The organism is Egicoccus halophilus (assembly GCF_004300825.1).
Lineage (GTDB): Bacteria > Actinomycetota > Nitriliruptoria > Nitriliruptorales > Nitriliruptoraceae > Egicoccus > Egicoccus halophilus.
On record NZ_CP036250.1, the window covers coordinates 2,774,288 to 2,789,104 of the forward strand.

At 68.3% G+C, this 14,817-nt stretch carries 17 protein-coding genes and 1 tRNA gene; 5 read left to right on the plus strand and 13 right to left on the minus strand.

Features of this window, described 5'->3' with window-relative positions:
• Positions 1–140: 140 nt before the first annotated feature.
• Positions 141–1,778, minus strand: a complete 1,638-nt coding sequence (locus ELR47_RS12440; RefSeq protein ID WP_130650189.1) for an endo-1,4-beta-xylanase — start codon at positions 1,776–1,778, stop codon at positions 141–143.
• 574 nt (positions 1,779–2,352) lie between these two features.
• Here ELR47_RS12440 and ELR47_RS12445 point away from each other — a divergent pair.
• On the plus strand, positions 2,353–2,967 hold the full coding sequence (locus ELR47_RS12445; RefSeq protein ID WP_130650190.1) for a hypothetical protein: 615 nt from the start codon (positions 2,353–2,355) through the stop codon (positions 2,965–2,967).
• A 96-nt stretch (positions 2,968–3,063) separates the two neighbouring features.
• Here the strand turns inward: ELR47_RS12445 and ELR47_RS12450 are convergent, their stop codons facing one another.
• From ELR47_RS12450 to ELR47_RS12485, 8 genes are all read right to left on the minus strand, one after another.
• On the minus strand, positions 3,064–4,005 hold the full coding sequence (locus tag ELR47_RS12450) for a tyrosine-type recombinase/integrase (protein WP_130650191.1): 942 nt from the start codon (positions 4,003–4,005) through the stop codon (positions 3,064–3,066).
• A gap of 190 nt (positions 4,006–4,195) precedes the next feature.
• The gene (locus tag ELR47_RS12455; RefSeq protein WP_205745238.1) at positions 4,196–4,861 is read right to left on the minus strand and encodes a recombinase family protein; all 666 of its coding nucleotides are present in this window, start codon (positions 4,859–4,861) and stop codon (positions 4,196–4,198) included.
• 127 nt (positions 4,862–4,988) lie between these two features.
• Positions 4,989–5,207: a hypothetical protein gene (locus ELR47_RS12460; protein WP_130650193.1), complete on the minus strand. Its 219-nt coding sequence runs from the start codon at positions 5,205–5,207 to the stop codon at positions 4,989–4,991.
• 197 nt (positions 5,208–5,404) lie between these two features.
• Positions 5,405–6,343: an integrase core domain-containing protein gene (locus ELR47_RS12465; RefSeq protein WP_165404046.1), complete on the minus strand. Its 939-nt coding sequence runs from the start codon at positions 6,341–6,343 to the stop codon at positions 5,405–5,407.
• A gap of 11 nt (positions 6,344–6,354) precedes the next feature.
• Positions 6,355–6,762 carry an IS3 family transposase gene (locus tag ELR47_RS12470; RefSeq protein WP_165404047.1) on the minus strand — a complete coding sequence of 136 codons (408 nt, stop codon included), beginning with the start codon at positions 6,760–6,762 and terminating at the stop codon, positions 6,355–6,357.
• A gap of 70 nt (positions 6,763–6,832) precedes the next feature.
• Complete coding sequence (locus ELR47_RS12475; RefSeq protein ID WP_130650196.1) at positions 6,833–7,147, minus strand: transposase; 315 nt, start codon at positions 7,145–7,147, stop codon at positions 6,833–6,835.
• Between the two features lie 60 nt (positions 7,148–7,207).
• A complete protein-coding gene (locus tag ELR47_RS12480) occupies positions 7,208–9,295 on the minus strand; it encodes an AAA family ATPase (protein WP_130650197.1) in 2,088 nt (695 codons plus the stop codon).
• Positions 9,292–9,498 (minus strand): helix-turn-helix domain-containing protein, encoded by a 207-nt coding sequence (locus tag ELR47_RS12485; protein ID WP_165404048.1) that lies wholly within the window; start codon positions 9,496–9,498, stop codon positions 9,292–9,294. Before ELR47_RS12485 ends, ELR47_RS12480 begins: the two co-directional genes overlap by 4 nt.
• A 620-nt stretch (positions 9,499–10,118) precedes the next feature.
• Between ELR47_RS12485 and ELR47_RS12490 the strand changes: the two genes are divergently transcribed.
• From ELR47_RS12490 to ELR47_RS12505, 4 genes are all read left to right on the plus strand, one after another.
• Positions 10,119–10,553: a hypothetical protein gene (locus tag ELR47_RS12490; protein WP_130650199.1), complete on the plus strand. Its 435-nt coding sequence runs from the start codon at positions 10,119–10,121 to the stop codon at positions 10,551–10,553.
• Between the two features lie 264 nt (positions 10,554–10,817).
• A complete protein-coding gene (locus ELR47_RS12495) occupies positions 10,818–11,105 on the plus strand; it encodes a hypothetical protein (RefSeq protein WP_130650200.1) in 288 nt (95 codons plus the stop codon).
• Positions 11,102–11,461, plus strand: a complete 360-nt coding sequence (locus tag ELR47_RS12500) for a hypothetical protein (protein WP_130650201.1) — start codon at positions 11,102–11,104, stop codon at positions 11,459–11,461. The genes ELR47_RS12495 and ELR47_RS12500 overlap by 4 nt, the downstream gene beginning before the upstream one ends.
• 257 nt (positions 11,462–11,718) lie before the next feature.
• Complete coding sequence (locus tag ELR47_RS12505; RefSeq protein ID WP_130650202.1) at positions 11,719–12,132, plus strand: hypothetical protein; 414 nt, start codon at positions 11,719–11,721, stop codon at positions 12,130–12,132.
• Here the strand turns inward: ELR47_RS12505 and ELR47_RS12510 are convergent.
• The 4 genes from ELR47_RS12510 to ELR47_RS12525 all read right to left on the minus strand — a co-directional run bounded on the left by ELR47_RS12510 (position 12,129) and on the right by ELR47_RS12525 (position 14,772).
• Entirely contained in the window at positions 12,129–12,662 is a 534-nt protein-coding gene (locus ELR47_RS12510) for a hypothetical protein (RefSeq protein ID WP_130650203.1), read from the minus strand. The genes ELR47_RS12505 and ELR47_RS12510 overlap by 4 nt on opposite strands.
• Positions 12,663–12,733: 71 nt before the next feature.
• Positions 12,734–13,639 carry a DNA-methyltransferase gene (locus tag ELR47_RS12515; RefSeq protein ID WP_188584443.1) on the minus strand — a complete coding sequence of 302 codons (906 nt, stop codon included), beginning with the start codon at positions 13,637–13,639 and terminating at the stop codon, positions 12,734–12,736.
• A gap of 125 nt (positions 13,640–13,764) precedes the next feature.
• Positions 13,765–13,838 (minus strand) — tRNA-Ile (locus tag ELR47_RS12520).
• A 274-nt stretch (positions 13,839–14,112) separates the two neighbouring features.
• The gene (locus tag ELR47_RS12525; protein ID WP_130650204.1) at positions 14,113–14,772 is read right to left on the minus strand and encodes an S-layer homology domain-containing protein; all 660 of its coding nucleotides are present in this window, start codon (positions 14,770–14,772) and stop codon (positions 14,113–14,115) included.
• Positions 14,773–14,817 lie beyond the last annotated feature (45 nt).

Below are 14,817 nucleotides of genomic sequence, written 5' to 3' on the forward strand. Positions count from 1 at the left end.
TGCGGTGGCGACGTTCCCCGCGCACGCTACGCCGCGTGATGCGGAGCGGACCGCACCGGGGCTGACCGCACGGCAACGGGCCGGGGACGCGTCCGTGGACGCTCCCCCGGCCCGCCCGCCGGGTGCCGGGACCCCCGGACTCAGTCGGTGAGCACGCGTGCCCGACTCACCAGCGACGCCGCCTGGTCGCGACGAACCGGCTGGTTCGGCGAGAAGGTGGTCGCGGTGGTGCCGAAGACGACGTTCGCGCCGTACAGGGCGTTGATGGCCCCCGCGTGGGTCGGCGTCAGGTCCGTGAACGGACCCGTGTCGACGTCGTCGAGCTCGAGCCAGTTCGCCAGCATGGTCGCCAGCTGCGCTCGGTTGATCGTCGCGCCCGGACGGAAGGTGTGGTCGCGGTACCCGTCGACGACGCCGGCGGCGACCAGTGCCGCGATGGCACCCTCGTGCTGGGTGCCGGCCACGTCGGTGAACCGGGTGGTGGTACCGGTCGTGTCGAGCCCCGCTGCCTGGGCGAGAAGCGTCGCCAACTGTCCACGCGTGAGCGAGGACGCCGGACGGAACGTGCCGTCCCGGAACCCGGCCACGATCCCGTCGCGGCTGAGCGCACGGATGTTGGCTTCGTGCGCACCGGCCGGGACGTCGGGATAGCCCGGCAGGCTGTCGAGCAGCGTGCGGTGCAGGGCGTAGTAGGCCGGCTTGCGGCTGAAGTCCTCGAAGGTCACCGTCGCGGCGCCCTGGTCGGGGAAGAACACCGGGACCCACGAGTAGCGGTCCGACCAACCCCAGATGGTGTAGGAACGGCAGCCCTCCACGTTCAGACACGCCTGCAGCGTGCGCCGGTAGTCGTCGGCCTGACGGGCCAGTTGTGCCGGCGTCGGGCGACCGGTGTCGTCGAGCACCATGCGGACGTCGACCTCGGTGATGGCCGTCTCGAGGCCGAGCGCGTCGAAGCGCTCCAGGTTCGCCTGCAGGTCACCGGGGAAGCCCCACTGGATGCCGAGGTGCCCCTGCGCCCCGAAGCCGTCGACCGGGACGCCCTCGTCGAGCAGCTGCTGGGCGAGCTCGTAGTAGGCCGTGCTCTTGGCGTTGATGGACTCGACGCTGTAGTCGTTGAAGAACAGCAGCGCGTCCGGGTCGGCCTCGTGCGCCCAGCGGAACGCGTCGGCGATGATGCCGGGACCGAGGTTGCGGATCCAGATGTTCTCCTCGCGGAACTCGCCCTCGCCGGTGAAGATCTCGTTGGCCACGTCCCACTGCTGGATGCGGCCCGCGAAGTGCCCCACGACGGTGAGGATGTGCTCGCGCAGGATCCCGCGCAGCTCGTCGGGCGTGAAGTCGCCCTCCTCGAGCCACAGCGGGTTCTGGCTGTGCCACAGCAGCGTGTGGCCGCGCACGACCTGGCCGTTGGCCTCGGCGAACTCGACGATCGCCTCGGCGGGAGCGAGGTTGTAGGTCCCCTGTTCCGGATGGACGAACTCCCACTTGAGGTGGTTCTCGGGCGTCAACGAGCTGAACTCGCGGGCCAGGTGCGACCGGTAGACCACGTCGTTGGGGAACGGGTCCGGGTAGGGCATCTCGAGGTGGTGGCCGCCCCCGGCGACCGCGACCCCGACCTCGAGGTCGAGCGGCGCGACCCCGCGCAGGGTGTCGGTCGCGCTGGCGGGTCGGGCGGTGTCGTCGGCGAGCCCGGCGGTGGGTGCCAGGGCCGTCGCCGCGAGTGCCGCCGCGAGCGACAGCGCGACGGTCGAACGTCTCGGAGTACGTGTTCTACGCATGGCGAAGCTCCCCTGTCGCCGCGAGGACCGGCCTCCCGAGCCGGTCCGCTCCCTATTAGTATGGCGCGGCAACAAATTATGAGCGCAGCATAGGGGCAGCCCGTTGTGACCACAAGGCGCGTCCGATCGACAGAACGCGAGACGCGATGAGCGCGCGTGGGCCGGGCGGGGCTCGAACCCGCGACCAAACGATTATGAGACGAGTAGGCCGTCTCACGTCGGCCCTGGTCGCTTTCGGGTTCGGGGAAGTGGCCTGGGTCCCGGGTGGGTCCCTGCGACCTCCCGACGGGCCTCGAATCGTGGCGCTGTGTTCGGAAGGCGCGCGCTCTTGGTCTCGCCAGCGCACACCCCTAGGCGTCAAGGCGTCTTGACGAGATGGGAACCTAGATTCCCGCTAGCGGCGTAGTTACAGCTTTGCGGTGTGCTTAGGCGAAGAATCTTTCCTGTCTAGCGCGACTCGACGCTAGCTCGCGAGGTGTGCTGAGCGAATTCGTCTGTGGCGGACGACAGAACCATGTGGTCAACTCAGGTGCCGCCAGGGTGGCGGTGAGCGTCAGCCACAAGGAGCGACGCGATGAACAGCGAGTTCGAGGAGTGGTCCGCCGGCCACGTCGTGGACTTCCACGAGTGGGCCGGGAAGGAAGGCCGGATGAACGCGTCCACGGCCGCCGCGCGAGGCAGCGCGGTCAAGCGCGTCTTCGAGTACGTGTACGGCGAGGAGTGGCCCAGCCAGTCCGTGAAGGACCTGGACGAGGCCGACCTCTTCCTCCGGTTCCGCAACAAGGCGAAGTTCGACGTCACGCCCAAGAGCATGGAGACCTACGAGGGCCGCTTCACGAAGGCCATCGAGAGCTACACGCTCTTCAACAAGGACCAGACCGCCTGGGCACAGTCCCTCCGGACCAACACGAGGGCTCCGCGGTCGGGCAAGGCCGACAAGAAGAAGGAGAGCGAGACCCAGGCCCAGCAGCAGTCGAAGGTGACTGAGCCGGAGATGGGCGGCCGTGACGAGCAGGTGCCCGAAGGTCTGACGCGCTACCCCTTCCCGCTCCAAGGCGGGGTGCAGGCTCAGCTCTACCTGCCCACGAAGGGGCTCACGGGTCCCGATGTGAAGCGGCTGACCGCCTACCTCCAGAGCCTCGTGATGGAGGAGCAGCCGGCGCTGATGGCGGGCTCGCCCCAGGAGTAGGCCCGATGCGAAGAGGAGGCGTAGCACTCGCGGCTTTCGCGAACCGCCAAGCAACCTTGGCCTATGGCGAGTGCTACGCCTCTTCGCAGGCTACTCCTACTTCACCTCTCGAAGCTCGGCACCGCCTACCTCCCGGTGGGCGGTGTCGAGCTTCCCCATGACGTCGTCGAGGTCGCCTTCGAACAGGTGGGTGTAGACGTCGAGCGTGACCTGGATGGAGCTGTGCCCGAGCTGGCTCTGGATGGCCTTCGCGTCCGCGCCCATCGCTCGGAGGATGCTGGCGCATGAGTGTCGGAGGTGGTGCGGGGTGACGTCGTCGAGCCCGGCGAGCTTCCTCGCGGGGTTCCAGGAGTTGCGCCGGAAGTTGCCGTAGATGAGCGGACCGCCCATCGGAGCCACGAAGACGAGCGCGTCGGGGTCGGAGCCCAGCCCGGACCGTTCGTAGTGAGCGGCCAGCTCCTCGACCACGAAGGAGGGCAGCGAGACCGTCCGTCCCCTGCCGGTCTTCGTGTCGTGGAAGATGACCCGCCCGGACACGTTCGCCATCGCGTCGGTCACGAGGATGCGTCGGCGGAGGAAGTCGACGTGTCGGCAGCGGAGCGCGGCGGCCTCGCCGTACCGGAGCCCGCCGTAGGCCATCACGAGGACCAGCGCCCGGTGCTCCGGTCGCATCGCCTCCGCCAGCCGGGCGACCTCGCTCGCGTCGAGGAAGCGGTGTTCCGGCCGGACCATCTTCGGTAGCTCGACCCGGACCGCCGGGTTCCGCGTGAGGTACCGGTCATCGACGGCCGCGTCGAGGATGGCGCGGAGGAGTCGGGCGCAGTGTCGGATGTGCGTCGGGGACAAGCCCTCCTCGACCATCCCGCCCACCCAACGCTCCACCGAGAGCCGGTCGATGCGACCGAGGGGATGATCGCCGAAGGCTGGGTAGATGCGGGCTCGCAGCAGCACGAGGTACCCGTCCCGCGTCTTCGGCTTGAGCCGTCGCTTCGCGTCGAGCCAACGGTCCCCGAACTCCTTGAGCGTCGTCTCCGCCATCCGCGGGTCGACCCACTCCCCTCGCTGGACCGAGGCGCGGGTCTCGGTCAGGAACCGACGCGCATCCTCGAAGCGCTCGAAGCTCTTGCTGCGCCGCTCCCCTCGCTCGTCGCGGTACCGGACCTTGTAGGCGGTCCGGCCTCCCGCGAGGTCCCGGCGCCAGATGTTCTCGGCACCCTCGTCTCCGGCATCACGCGACCTCCCGCGCCGTCTCGGCCTCGGCGTCGAGCGCGAGCGACCGGAGGACGCCAGAGACGCTGGCCGGATACCACCGAGCGCCACCGCGGGCGGTCGGGACGCCCTCGGCGGTCAGGTGGTCGGCGATGGCTCGGAGCGACCACCCCTCGCGTCGGAGGTGGGCGATGGTGAGGCGGATGGTCTCGGGTGTCTCGACGGGGCGACCGAGCCGGGTCCCGCGCGCCTTCGCGGCTGCGAGCGCGTCGCGGGTCCGAGCCGCGATGAGCCCTCGCTCAAGCTCAGCCACCCCGGCCAGCATCGTGAGGACGAACCGCCCGACCGGGGTCGAGGTGTCGAGGCCAAGGTCGAGCACGACCAGGTCCCATCCCTCCTCGTCGGCCCGAGCGGCGAGCGCGAGGACGTCGAGCGCGGAACGGCCGATGCGGTCGAGCTTGGCCGCGATGAGGACGTCACCGCGGTCGAGGCGGTCGAGGGTCGCGCCGAGCGCCGGTCGGTCCGCGGGAGGGACCGAGCCCGAGATGCCATCGTCGGTGGCGTAGTCGACGGTCCAGCCACGTCGAGCGGCTTCAGCTTCGATGGAGGCGCGCTGGGCGACGAGGCCGAGCCCGGAGCGGGCCTGCTCGTCGGTCGAGACACGCGGGTAGCCAAGGACCCTCACGAGGCCACCTCCTCGTGCCAGCAGGGCGAGCCAGTGCGAGCCGCACGCTCGCAGCCTTCGCAGTACCCGGCGGCCGAGCCCGGTCGGACGGGCTCGACGTCGCAGCAGTTGCAGAGGTCGAGAGCGTTCATGCGTCCACCTCCTCGATGATGAGGCTGGCGTCCGCGTGAGGCGTCGCGAAGCGCGCCTCGAACTGCCAACCCGTCTCCGTCGCGGTCAGGACGCAGCGGCCTTCCTCGTCAACCGCGACCTCGAATCGGCCAAGTTCGGCCTCAATGGCTTCGCGTTCAGCTTCTACTCGTAGCTCGGCGTCGTGGTTTCGCGTCCGGTCGGTTCCCGTGTTCATCTCTGCTCCGTCCCGGTCGTTGCATCCGCAACCACCTGACGAAGCTTAGGCGAAACGGAGGATTCCCGTACGGGTTCTGAGAACGCTTTCCACCGAGCGGCGAGGCTCACACCTAAGCCACGGAGCCTCCCCGCGGACCCCGAGGTACCGGCGAGCCGTGATCTCGCGCGAGGTGTGAGACGGAGCCACGGGGAGGCTCACTCGGCCTCGTCCCACTCCGGCCAGTCGTCCTCCGGCTCGACGTCGATGACGTCGGCCATCGACCCGACAACGGCGACCTCGATGGCCTCGCGCCACGGCTCAGGGCGGAGGGAGACCTCGACTTGCGTCCGGTCGACCGGCTTGCCGAGGACCCGGTCCGCAATCTGCCGCGCGGCCTCCAGCCGGTACTTCATGTCGGCCTCGTGGTCCGCGACCAACTCCTGCCAGAGCTTCACGGCGTCGACGACCGAGGACCGACAGACCTCCAGCGCCTCGTCGAGCTTCCGTCGGTTCAACTCCTGGTGGACCTCGAAGGGGACGACGGTCGGCGGCCGGCCGCGGAACGTCCCCGCCGTGTCTCGCCGCCTCCCCCGCCACAGCTCCTCCTCGTCCCACTCCCCCACGTCCTCCTCCCCCTTCAAGATGGCGGCGTTGACGCCGCCCACATGGATTCGCTTCCCGCCACTCGCCATCAGCATTCCCCTCCGGTCATCTGGACTTCCCCCCGCGGGCCGGACACCGGCATATGCGGCCACCGTCGACGGTAGCGACTGGGTCTGCCGTTGGTGCTGTTCGTAGAGGGCTGGCGGGATCATCCCGATCGTGGAGTGCCGCCGTCGATGGTTGTAGCGATGGACCCAGACAAAGATCGCCCGGCGGGCGGCGGCTCGGGTCGGTAGGTGCAGCCGGTGGATGAGCTCAACCTTCAACGTCGCGAAGAAGCTCTCAGCAACCGCGTTATCGAGGCACGAGCCGGTCCGCCCGCACGACTGGGTGACACCCAGGTCGCGGCACGCGGTTCGAAACGTCTCGGAGGTGTACTCCGAGCCGCGGTCGTGATGAAAGATCGTGCCGTCCATCTTGCGTCGCCCACGGGCGGCGACCGCCATCTCGAGCGCATCGACGACCAGCGTCGCGTCGTGGCGGTCACCCATGGACCAGCCGATCAGCCGCCGGGATGCCAGTCGATCACGGTGGCCAGGTACAGCCATCCCTGACCGGTGCGGACGTAGGTGATGTCACCGGCCCAGACGGTGTCGAGCAGTTGCGGCTGGAACCTACGGCCGACCAGATCCTCGATCGCCGGCGCGGCCTCATCCGCTTTGGTCAACGACCGACGACGCCGGGGACGATGGCCCTGCAGCCGTTCCTGGCGCATCAGCCGGGCGGTGCGCTTGCGGTTGAGCACCCACCCCTTCTCGACGAGCTCCGCCGTCATGCGCGGCTCGCCGTAGGTCCCGTCCGAGGCGGCGTGCAGATCACGGATCTCGTTGATCAGCCGCGCTTCGTCCCACTCCGCCTCGGTCGGCCCCTCGCCGCGCTCGAGCCAGGCATAGAACGCCGATCGCGACACACCGGCGGCGGCGCAGGCAGCGTTGACGTGAACCCTTCGGCCTTCCGGGCGGCCACGCAGCGATAGCGCGTCACTGCGGTGACTCCTTCACCCAGAAGGCCACGGTTCGTTTGAGCAAATCACGCTCCATCCGAAGCTTGGCGTTCTCCGCCTCGAGCTCCTTCAACCTGGCGCGCTCGTCAGGTGCGATGCCGCTGCCGGCGACCTGTTCATCCTGGTGGCGACGCACCCAGTTGCCCAGCGTGGAGTCATACACCCCCAGCTCCGCGGCGACCTCCGCGACCGGGCGGCCGGTCGTGAGCACCAGGTCGACCGCGTCGCGCTTGAACTCGTCGGAGAACTTGCGGCGCGGTCTTGGTTGTCGTCGTTCGTTGTCGTGTCCCATGCGGACATCCTGTCATCCAGGGTGTCCGGCTGCAGGGGGGAGGTCCAATCAGCCTTCTCCTCAACTCAGGTTGGAAGTTCTTCGTCGTGGGCGACGGCCCCGACCCGGGGTCGACCCGGGGTCGGGCGGGTCGGGCATCTGCGTTCGCCTAGCCACCGTCATCGCCGCCCGCTCCCGCACCGTCGGGAAGTGCCTCTTCATCGTTCCCGGGCCGGTCTCCACTCGGACAGCTCCGTCCTGTCGCATGGCCTCCAGCTCATCCTCGAGCGCGCCCGTCCCGATGCCCTTGCTCTTGCATGCCGACACGACCTTCTTCTGGCTGGCGCCGGGGTTGTCGGTGATCGCCGCGGACAGCAGCTCGCGCGCCTTCGACCGGTCGGCCTCCTTGCGAGCAGCACGCTTCATCTGCTGCGCCTGCTCGCGGCGCTCGTCTCGTTGGCTCACGAACTCGTCTGAACTGACCTCGCGGACGTGTTGGAAGACGACCGACCCGGCCGCCTCGACCATCAGTACCTCCAGCGCCAAGAGCGGACCGTTCCTCTGCTTCTCGGCAACGATGGCGCGAGCGTTCGAGGCCGTCCCCAGCGGCTCCATCCGGAACATCGAATGGACCCGCGCGCGGAGCTTGTCGTTGCCTCGGGCTCGCTCACCGGAGGCGTTCGTGTGGTGGCCGACGAGCACACAGAGGTCGAGTGCCCGCGCCAATGCGCGTAGGCCGCGGCTGGCCGCGTCCATCCCCTCGGCGTTCTCGTCGCCGCTCATGTTCTCGATGAGCGGCTCAACCACGAGCAGCCGAACCGGGTACGGGGAGTCCTTGGCGAGCCTGCGAACGGTCCTGACCGTCGCAGCTAGCGACGGCAACGAGGTCAAGTCGATGCCCTCGGCGTCGAACAGCATCGGCGCTTCGTCGCCATCGTGAGCATGCTTGGCCTCGTAGGCACGGATGCGAGGTCCGAACTCCGCGAGCCCTTCCCCTTCGTAGAACACAACCGCGCCCTGCCGCGTCGGTCGCCCATGCCAGGCAGCACCGCGAGCGACCGACTCGCTGATGGCGATGAGTTCGAGGGTCTTGCCGATTCCGGGTTGGCCGTAGAGGACTGCCACGCCGACGCGCGGCAGGTAGCCGTCGACGAGCCAGTCCGGCGGTTCGAGCGCGTGAAGCTGCTCCTTGGTGAGCATCCGACCGATGTGGTCCCGGTCGGCTTCGTCAAGCTCGCCGAGCAACCGCTTGAGCTCGACCTCGACGGCGTCCTCGTCGGCCTTGCCGAGTGCCCACGAAGGGACGCCCACGGTCTCCAACAGCAGCGTGCGGAAGCCAGGCCATCCGTCGTCCTCGGTGCAACCGGCGTGGCAGTGGAGCTTCGGGTAGCCGTCCTCGCCCAGCGTGATGGAGAGGGATGGGTTGCGGTCGTCGTGGCCTGGACAGCGCGCTTCCCACTGGTGGACGTCGGTCTGCTGCGCCTTGAGCGCCCCGACCACGGCCTGGAGCCTTCGGTCCGGGGACTCGTACGGCGACGCTTCGGGTTGAGCCTTGACCTTGACCTCGACCGCGCCCTCGACTCCGTACCCAGCCGCGAGGTGGTCCGCCGCGTCCTTGCCTTGTGCTGCCTCGACGACGCGGATGGAGGCGACGTGATCGGCCAGCCTCGCTACGACCTTGGCGGCATGGGAACGGCCGACATCGTCGCGGTCTTGCCAGACCCAGACCTCCGCCGCGCCGCGGAGCACATCGAGCGTTGCGAGGTTCTTCCCAGCGCCGCCGGGGTTGCACGTCGCCACCTCGCCGGCCTCCTCCAGTGCCCCAACGTCCTTCTCGCCCTCGCAGACGTGGATGCGCTCCCCGTTGGCGACGGCTTCAAGTACCCGTGGCAGCCGATACGCGACACGCTCGACGTCCCCGAGCTTCCAGACCGAACCGCCCTTCCCATCCGGGCGTCGCTGACGGAACCGCTTGTCAGGCTCTCGGACGACCTCGAACAGCAGCTCACCCGCCGCATCCACATACGGGTAGACGGCCGCGTCATCGTCGAACTCGTCCCAAGCCTGCTCGTCCTCGTCGTCCGGGACGGCAACGAGTCGGCGACCGTTAGCTCGGGCAGAGCTTGGCTGGCCCCCTCGCTTGCGAGGGGGCTTGCTGTTGGCCGTCATCGCGAGCCCGCGACGTCGGTGTTGGCTTCGATGAATGCGTCGAGGACGCTGCGGCGGTAGCGGGTGTGGTGCCCGACCTTCACGCAATCGAGCTTCTTGTTGCAGCGGGCTCGACGGACCCACGCCTCAGTCACGCCGAGGTAGGCCGCCGCGTCGGCCGAGTTCAGTAGCGGGTCGGGGTTCTTGGCTTCGTCGTCTGGCACGTTCGGGCCTCTCCACAGAGCAGGGATTCAGGACGTCTGATCTCTGGTCTATGGGTTGCCGCGAACGCGACTCCGCGAGTGCGGGACCGGCTCGACGAGCCGGTGAAGCGCTAACCTCGTGCGGTAGGCGTGACGCGACGGTAGCGCGCCGCCGCACCAAAGGGAAGCGTCCCGCGTCGGCACGCGCTGTCACGCCAAAGCCTCAAGATTCGCAAGAGATGGGCCTGTTTACGGCAAGTGGCAGGAGGGCGTACGGTCGGAGAAAGAGTCCGCGCCGAGGCTGAGGAGAGCGTGGTGGGACCGCGAGCAATCCTCACGTCGGAGCTACGTGTGCAGGTTCGGCCGAGCCTCCGGGAGCGACTGGAGACCGTCGCTCAGCAGCGCGACACAACCCTCTCGGCGCTCGTCCGAACCCTCATCGAGCGCGGGCTCAACAGCGAGGAGAACGATGGGCGCGAAGACTGACCAAGTGCGGGCGACGGCTGACCGCTGTCGACGGTGCTCGACGAGAGGCCGCGTTGGCTCGGCTCCGTGCCGAGGACCGGCTGGCGGACCTTGAGGAACGCGAGCGACGTCGCGACGAGCGACGACGAAGCCGCGTCCCGTCCCGGAGGTAGACCATGCCGAACCGAACGCTCACCGAGGCGCGCCAAGCCCTCGCCGACCTGGCCCCATCCCTCAACCCCGAGATGTACCGACGACTGGAGGACGAGCTGAAGACCGCCCAGCGGCAGGCTCGCCGGTACGCCGACAACTTCCTCGCCTCGAACCTCGCGACCGTCGAGGAGCGCCGAGCGACGCTGCTCGTTGAGGCCTGCCAAGTGCGGGACGAACTCGACGCGCTCGAAGCCGAGGGCGCTGGTGGGTTGATCTCTGCTGCGGACTACGCCGAGCAGCTCCAAGCCCTCGAAGCCCGCCGCACCCAAGTCGACAACGCCTACTCCGAGACCGTCCGCGAGCTGGACGGCGTCGAGACGGTCGAGGACGACCCGGACGCGTGGCTCGACGGTGTGTTCCGGCGCTACCCCAAGCTGATGCCTGCGTTCACCTTCTAGGAGGCCACGATGTCACCCCTCCCGCTCGCCTCCATCGACTAAGCATTCGAGGAGCGCATCGGCGGCCCGACCGACACGTTGGCCGCCGAAGTCGTGTACTCCCTCGCCAGCGATGGCCGCGCTCCGACCGTGGCCTCCGCGCGCGCAAGGCTCGCCGAGTGGGAGACCGTCGAGCTGGCCAATGCGGACTCGCGCATCCGAGCGGCACTCGACCGAGGCGACGTGCTCGTAGCGGAGGATGGGACGCTCGCGGTCGATTCGGACGTGAGCGAGGTCATCGCCGACCGGCTCCAGTTCTGGCGGTTCGCCGAGGGCCGGGACGACGTCCGTTCACTCCAGGTCGCCGCGACCTCGATGGCGCTCCTCGACTACCAGCGCGAGCGCGGCGACTGGCCCGACCGATTCGACGCGACCGCCTACCTCATGTCGACCTACGAGCTGACCGAGCACGAGGCCGCCGACCGACTCGACCTGTTGGAGCAAGCCGCACTCGACCGGGATGGACGCTCGACGCTCCGCCTCGTCGTGGACATCGAGGAGGAACGCCCATGAGCAAGGCCGAGGACATCTACCGGACCGTCACCCGCACCTACCGCCGTGACGGCAGCATCGAGACGACCGACCTGCGCTACCCGGACCGAGAGCACGACCCGCTCCGGTTCGTCGAGACGATGGTCGGCTTGACGGTCCTCACCTCCGGTCGCTTCCCCTCCAACCGCGGCCTCGCGAGCCGGATGGCCGAACTGTGGTCGACGTCGACCGTCGAGGCCGCTCTCAGTATCGACAACCTGGCGCATCGAGCCGGCTCCCACCTGCGCCTGATGGGCCCCATCGAGGGCTTCGAGGAGGAAGGCAGATGGCCCTACGTCTGGGCGCTCGTCGACGAACCCGTTGGGGCGCAACCGTGAAGCGCTACCCGGTTCTGACGCTGTACCTCCTCGTCAGTGCCCTGCTCGTCGCGGTAGTTGAGGGGATGACGCTGTAAACGAGCCCGAACATCACCGCGCGCGCGACGGTCCTCGGCCTCACCCGCCGCGGACGACCCATCTACGCCATCGCCGGTGGAGCCGGCGACGAGCCGCCACCCGAGCAGGGCGACGAGGAACAGGACGAGCCACCGGAGGGCTTCGTCCCGGCCGAAGAGTTGGAACGGACCCACGCACGGATGGTCGCGGCCGACAAGCGCGCCTCCGAACTCGCCGCCGCTGTCGAGGAACGCGACAGCGACCTCCGCAGCGCACAGGTCGAGCTAGCCGTCCGGCGCGAGGTCGCCGCTCGCCGAGACAGCCCCTTCGCGGACGTCGAGGTCGTACTCCCGCTGGTCCGGGACGCCATCGAGACCGACGAGGCCGGCGAGCCGGTCGGAGTGGCGGAGGCGATGGCCTCGCTGGCGGAGCGCCACCCCTACCTCCTCGCCGAGCACGCCGCTCCGGCGACCCGGACAGACCCCTCGAAGCACGCCCCATCCGGTGGTCCGGTCGGGAGCCGCATCCAGCAGCGTGCCGGCCCGACCTACGACACCAAGAAGCTCGAGACCAAGTACCCGATGCTCAGCTACGGGCGTCGGCGGCGCCCCTAGAAGCTCTCCTTGATGACCCTCTCGCAGTCATCAAGGCTTCCTCCGTACGGCTCAAGCCAGTCGGGAGGCGACACCGCGGGGAAGGTCAGCCACCGGGTGTCAGTTCCCTTACTACCGCCGTGCTGAGGCACTGCATGGTCAAAGGCCAACGCCTTCGGTGGGCACCACGCGTGGACGTCGTTGGGGCTGGCACCGAGGAGGAAGATGAACTCGTAGTCCTGGTCGCGAAGTTGCTGGAATACGTAAGTATTCTGCTTGTCCCACAGGGTGGAGAACTTGATCTCCAACTTCCGCCCGTTGACAATCCGGTCATGACCGGAGTTCTGCGGCCTAGTTACGGCGAGTCCGACGGTCGTCAACCACTTCTCGACAAGGACCTCCCCGGCCTTCCCGCGTGTCCGCGAAGGCAGCGACATGATCCACTCGAAGGGAGAACCGACCCACTTCTCTGCGCCGGTTCGCGTAGCCATGATCTCGCGTTTCGCATCCTCGTTGGCGACAGCGAACGATTCCGGGAACCCGTGGCTCACTAGTACTCCAAGGCCGACGTTACGTGGGCCGGGGAGTCAAGCGCAGCCTCGGTCGCCGTGTAGCGCTTCCGTCAGAAAAGGCTCACTTCGGCGTCTTCGACGGAGGAGGGCGTGGCATCGTCGCCGTTGATGTCGACGTAACTGATGCCGCGCGAGCCCAAGCGCTGCCCCATCACCTCGACTGCTTCGGAATTCGAGTCGACCATGACGAAGCGTCGGCCCAGCTCGCGAGCGACCGCGCCCGTTGTGCCGCTACCCGCGAAGAAGTCGAGAACGCGCCCATCAGCCGTCGTTGAAGCCTGGATGACCCGTCGCAGAATGCCCTCGGGCTTCTGATTCGGGTATCCGGTTTTCTCCGAGCCGTTCGTCGGCACGATGGTGTGCCACCAGACATCGGTCGGGAGCTTTCCTCTTGCTGCCTTCTCCTTGGAGACGAGTCCCGGCGCCATGTATGGAATGCGCGAGATGGCTTCTTGGTCGAAGTAGTGATTCTTCGGGCTCTTCACGTATACGAGGATTGTGTCGTGCTTCGCCGGCCACCGGTCACGGGCTCGCCCGCCGTAGTCGTAGGCCCAGATGATTTCGTTCAGGAATGCATCTCGACCGAAGATGCTGTCGAGAAGAACCTTGCAGTAGTGCGCTTCCCGATAGTCAATGTGGAAGTAGAGAGTTCCATCCTGAGACAACAAGCGATGCGCTTCCTCAAGTCGAGGACCTATGAAGGACAAGTAGTCATCGTACGCATCCAGATAGCCGCGCCGAGCCAACTCCGAGATGTCATACCGATTCCCACCAAAGCCCACGTGCTCGCCGGACTCCGACCGAGTTGCCTTCAGCGTGCGACGCTGCTGCGTCTTCCCCGTGTTGAACGGAGGGTCGATGTAGACCAGCTGGAACGAGGCGTCGGGCAACGCCGGAAGCACTTCGGCGTTGTCCGCATGGACGACGTAGTCCGTATCGTCCTTGAGGTTGAGCACGAGAACTTCCTCCAGCAGCGGGGTAGCTGACGATTCGGGAGCAGGACGCGGCAGCGCGGCGACCCTACCCCGGGGGTTGACGCGGCTGCGAAGGAGCTGCCCGACAGCTGTGGACAAGGGCTGGGTGGGCCGGGCGGGGCTCGAACCCGCGGCCAAACGATTATGAGTCGCATGCTCTAACCAGCTGAGCTACCGGCCCCAGGAGGCGGAGGGTAGCTAGGACCCGCCCAGGACCCACCAGGACCCGCGGTCACGCTCGACGGCGCTCCGTCACGCACGTTCACGCACGAACCGAGGTTGGCCACGTACGGGGTGCTAGCCACGCAGATTCGTGAGATTTCTCACGCGCTTGGGCCGAACTCGCGAGGTGGCCGAGGACCCACGGAAAGGATTATGAGTCGCCTGCTCTGACCAGCTGAGCTACCGGCCCGCGAGCCGGGCAGGGTAGTCGGCGCGCCCCGCCCTCCTACCGGTCAGGGCTGGGGCACCTCACCGAACGGGCTGGTCATCGCGGTCAGACTCGCTTCCGCACGCGCCGAGGCGGGCGCCCCGTCGACGAACACCGCGACCCGGTACTCGTCGGTCGTGCCCGAGGCCTGCGGCACGGCCCAGGTGACCGGCAGGGACACGCTGCTGACACCGCTCGCCCCCGCCTGACCGGTCAGGACCGACCAGGACGAGGGTCCCTGCGCCTCGTCGCGGGCCCGGAACACGAACGCCTCGACCTCACACGGACACGCGGTGGCCTGCTCGGCGTGCACCGTCAGCGATCCCTGCAGCACCACGTACCCGGTGCCCCCGCGGTCCCCCGTCGCCTCGACGGTGACGGTGACCGGCACCCCGCTGCCGTCGGCGAGCGTGGTGGTGCTGTGATCGGCGCTCACGCGGGGCAGGCCGCGGGTCAGGAATGCCGCCATCTGCCCGCGGTTGACCGCGTTGCCGGCACAGAAGCGCGGCGGGTCGGTCGCGCACCCGGCGGTGATGCCCGAGCCGGCCAGCTCGGAGATCGCGTCGTGATGGGTGCTGCTCGAGGGCACGTCGCTGAAGACGTGGTGAGCCGCGGCCGGCACGGCGATGGCCAGGGAGGCCAGGCACAGCACCAGCAACAGGGTGCGGCGGCGGGGGGTCGGCATGGCTACGGCCTTTCAGCTCACGATTCGGGCGGCGGGGCACCGCGG

Bases quoted from the DNA above. Each gene is read 5' to 3' on its own strand.
- ELR47_RS12440 (WP_130650189.1), bottom strand. From the start codon at position 1,778: ATGCGTAGAACACGTACTCCGAGACGTTCGACCGTCGCGCTGTCGCTC.
- ELR47_RS12445 (WP_130650190.1), top strand. From the start codon at position 2,353: ATGAACAGCGAGTTCGAGGAGTGGTCCGCCGGCCACGTCGTGGACTTC.
- ELR47_RS12450 (WP_130650191.1), bottom strand. From the start codon at position 4,005: ATGGCGGAGACGACGCTCAAGGAGTTCGGGGACCGTTGGCTCGACGCG.
- ELR47_RS12460 (WP_130650193.1), bottom strand. From the start codon at position 5,207: ATGAACACGGGAACCGACCGGACGCGAAACCACGACGCCGAGCTACGA.
- ELR47_RS12465 (WP_165404046.1), bottom strand. From the start codon at position 6,343: ATGGGTGACCGCCACGACGCGACGCTGGTCGTCGATGCGCTCGAGATG.
- ELR47_RS12475 (WP_130650196.1), bottom strand. From the start codon at position 7,147: ATGGGACACGACAACGAACGACGACAACCAAGACCGCGCCGCAAGTTC.
- ELR47_RS12480 (WP_130650197.1), bottom strand. From the start codon at position 9,295: ATGACGGCCAACAGCAAGCCCCCTCGCAAGCGAGGGGGCCAGCCAAGC.
- ELR47_RS12490 (WP_130650199.1), top strand. From the start codon at position 10,119: ATGCCGAACCGAACGCTCACCGAGGCGCGCCAAGCCCTCGCCGACCTG.
- ELR47_RS12500 (WP_130650201.1), top strand. From the start codon at position 11,102: ATGAGCAAGGCCGAGGACATCTACCGGACCGTCACCCGCACCTACCGC.
- ELR47_RS12505 (WP_130650202.1), top strand. From the start codon at position 11,719: ATGGTCGCGGCCGACAAGCGCGCCTCCGAACTCGCCGCCGCTGTCGAG.
- ELR47_RS12525 (WP_130650204.1), bottom strand. From the start codon at position 14,772: ATGCCGACCCCCCGCCGCCGCACCCTGTTGCTGGTGCTGTGCCTGGCC.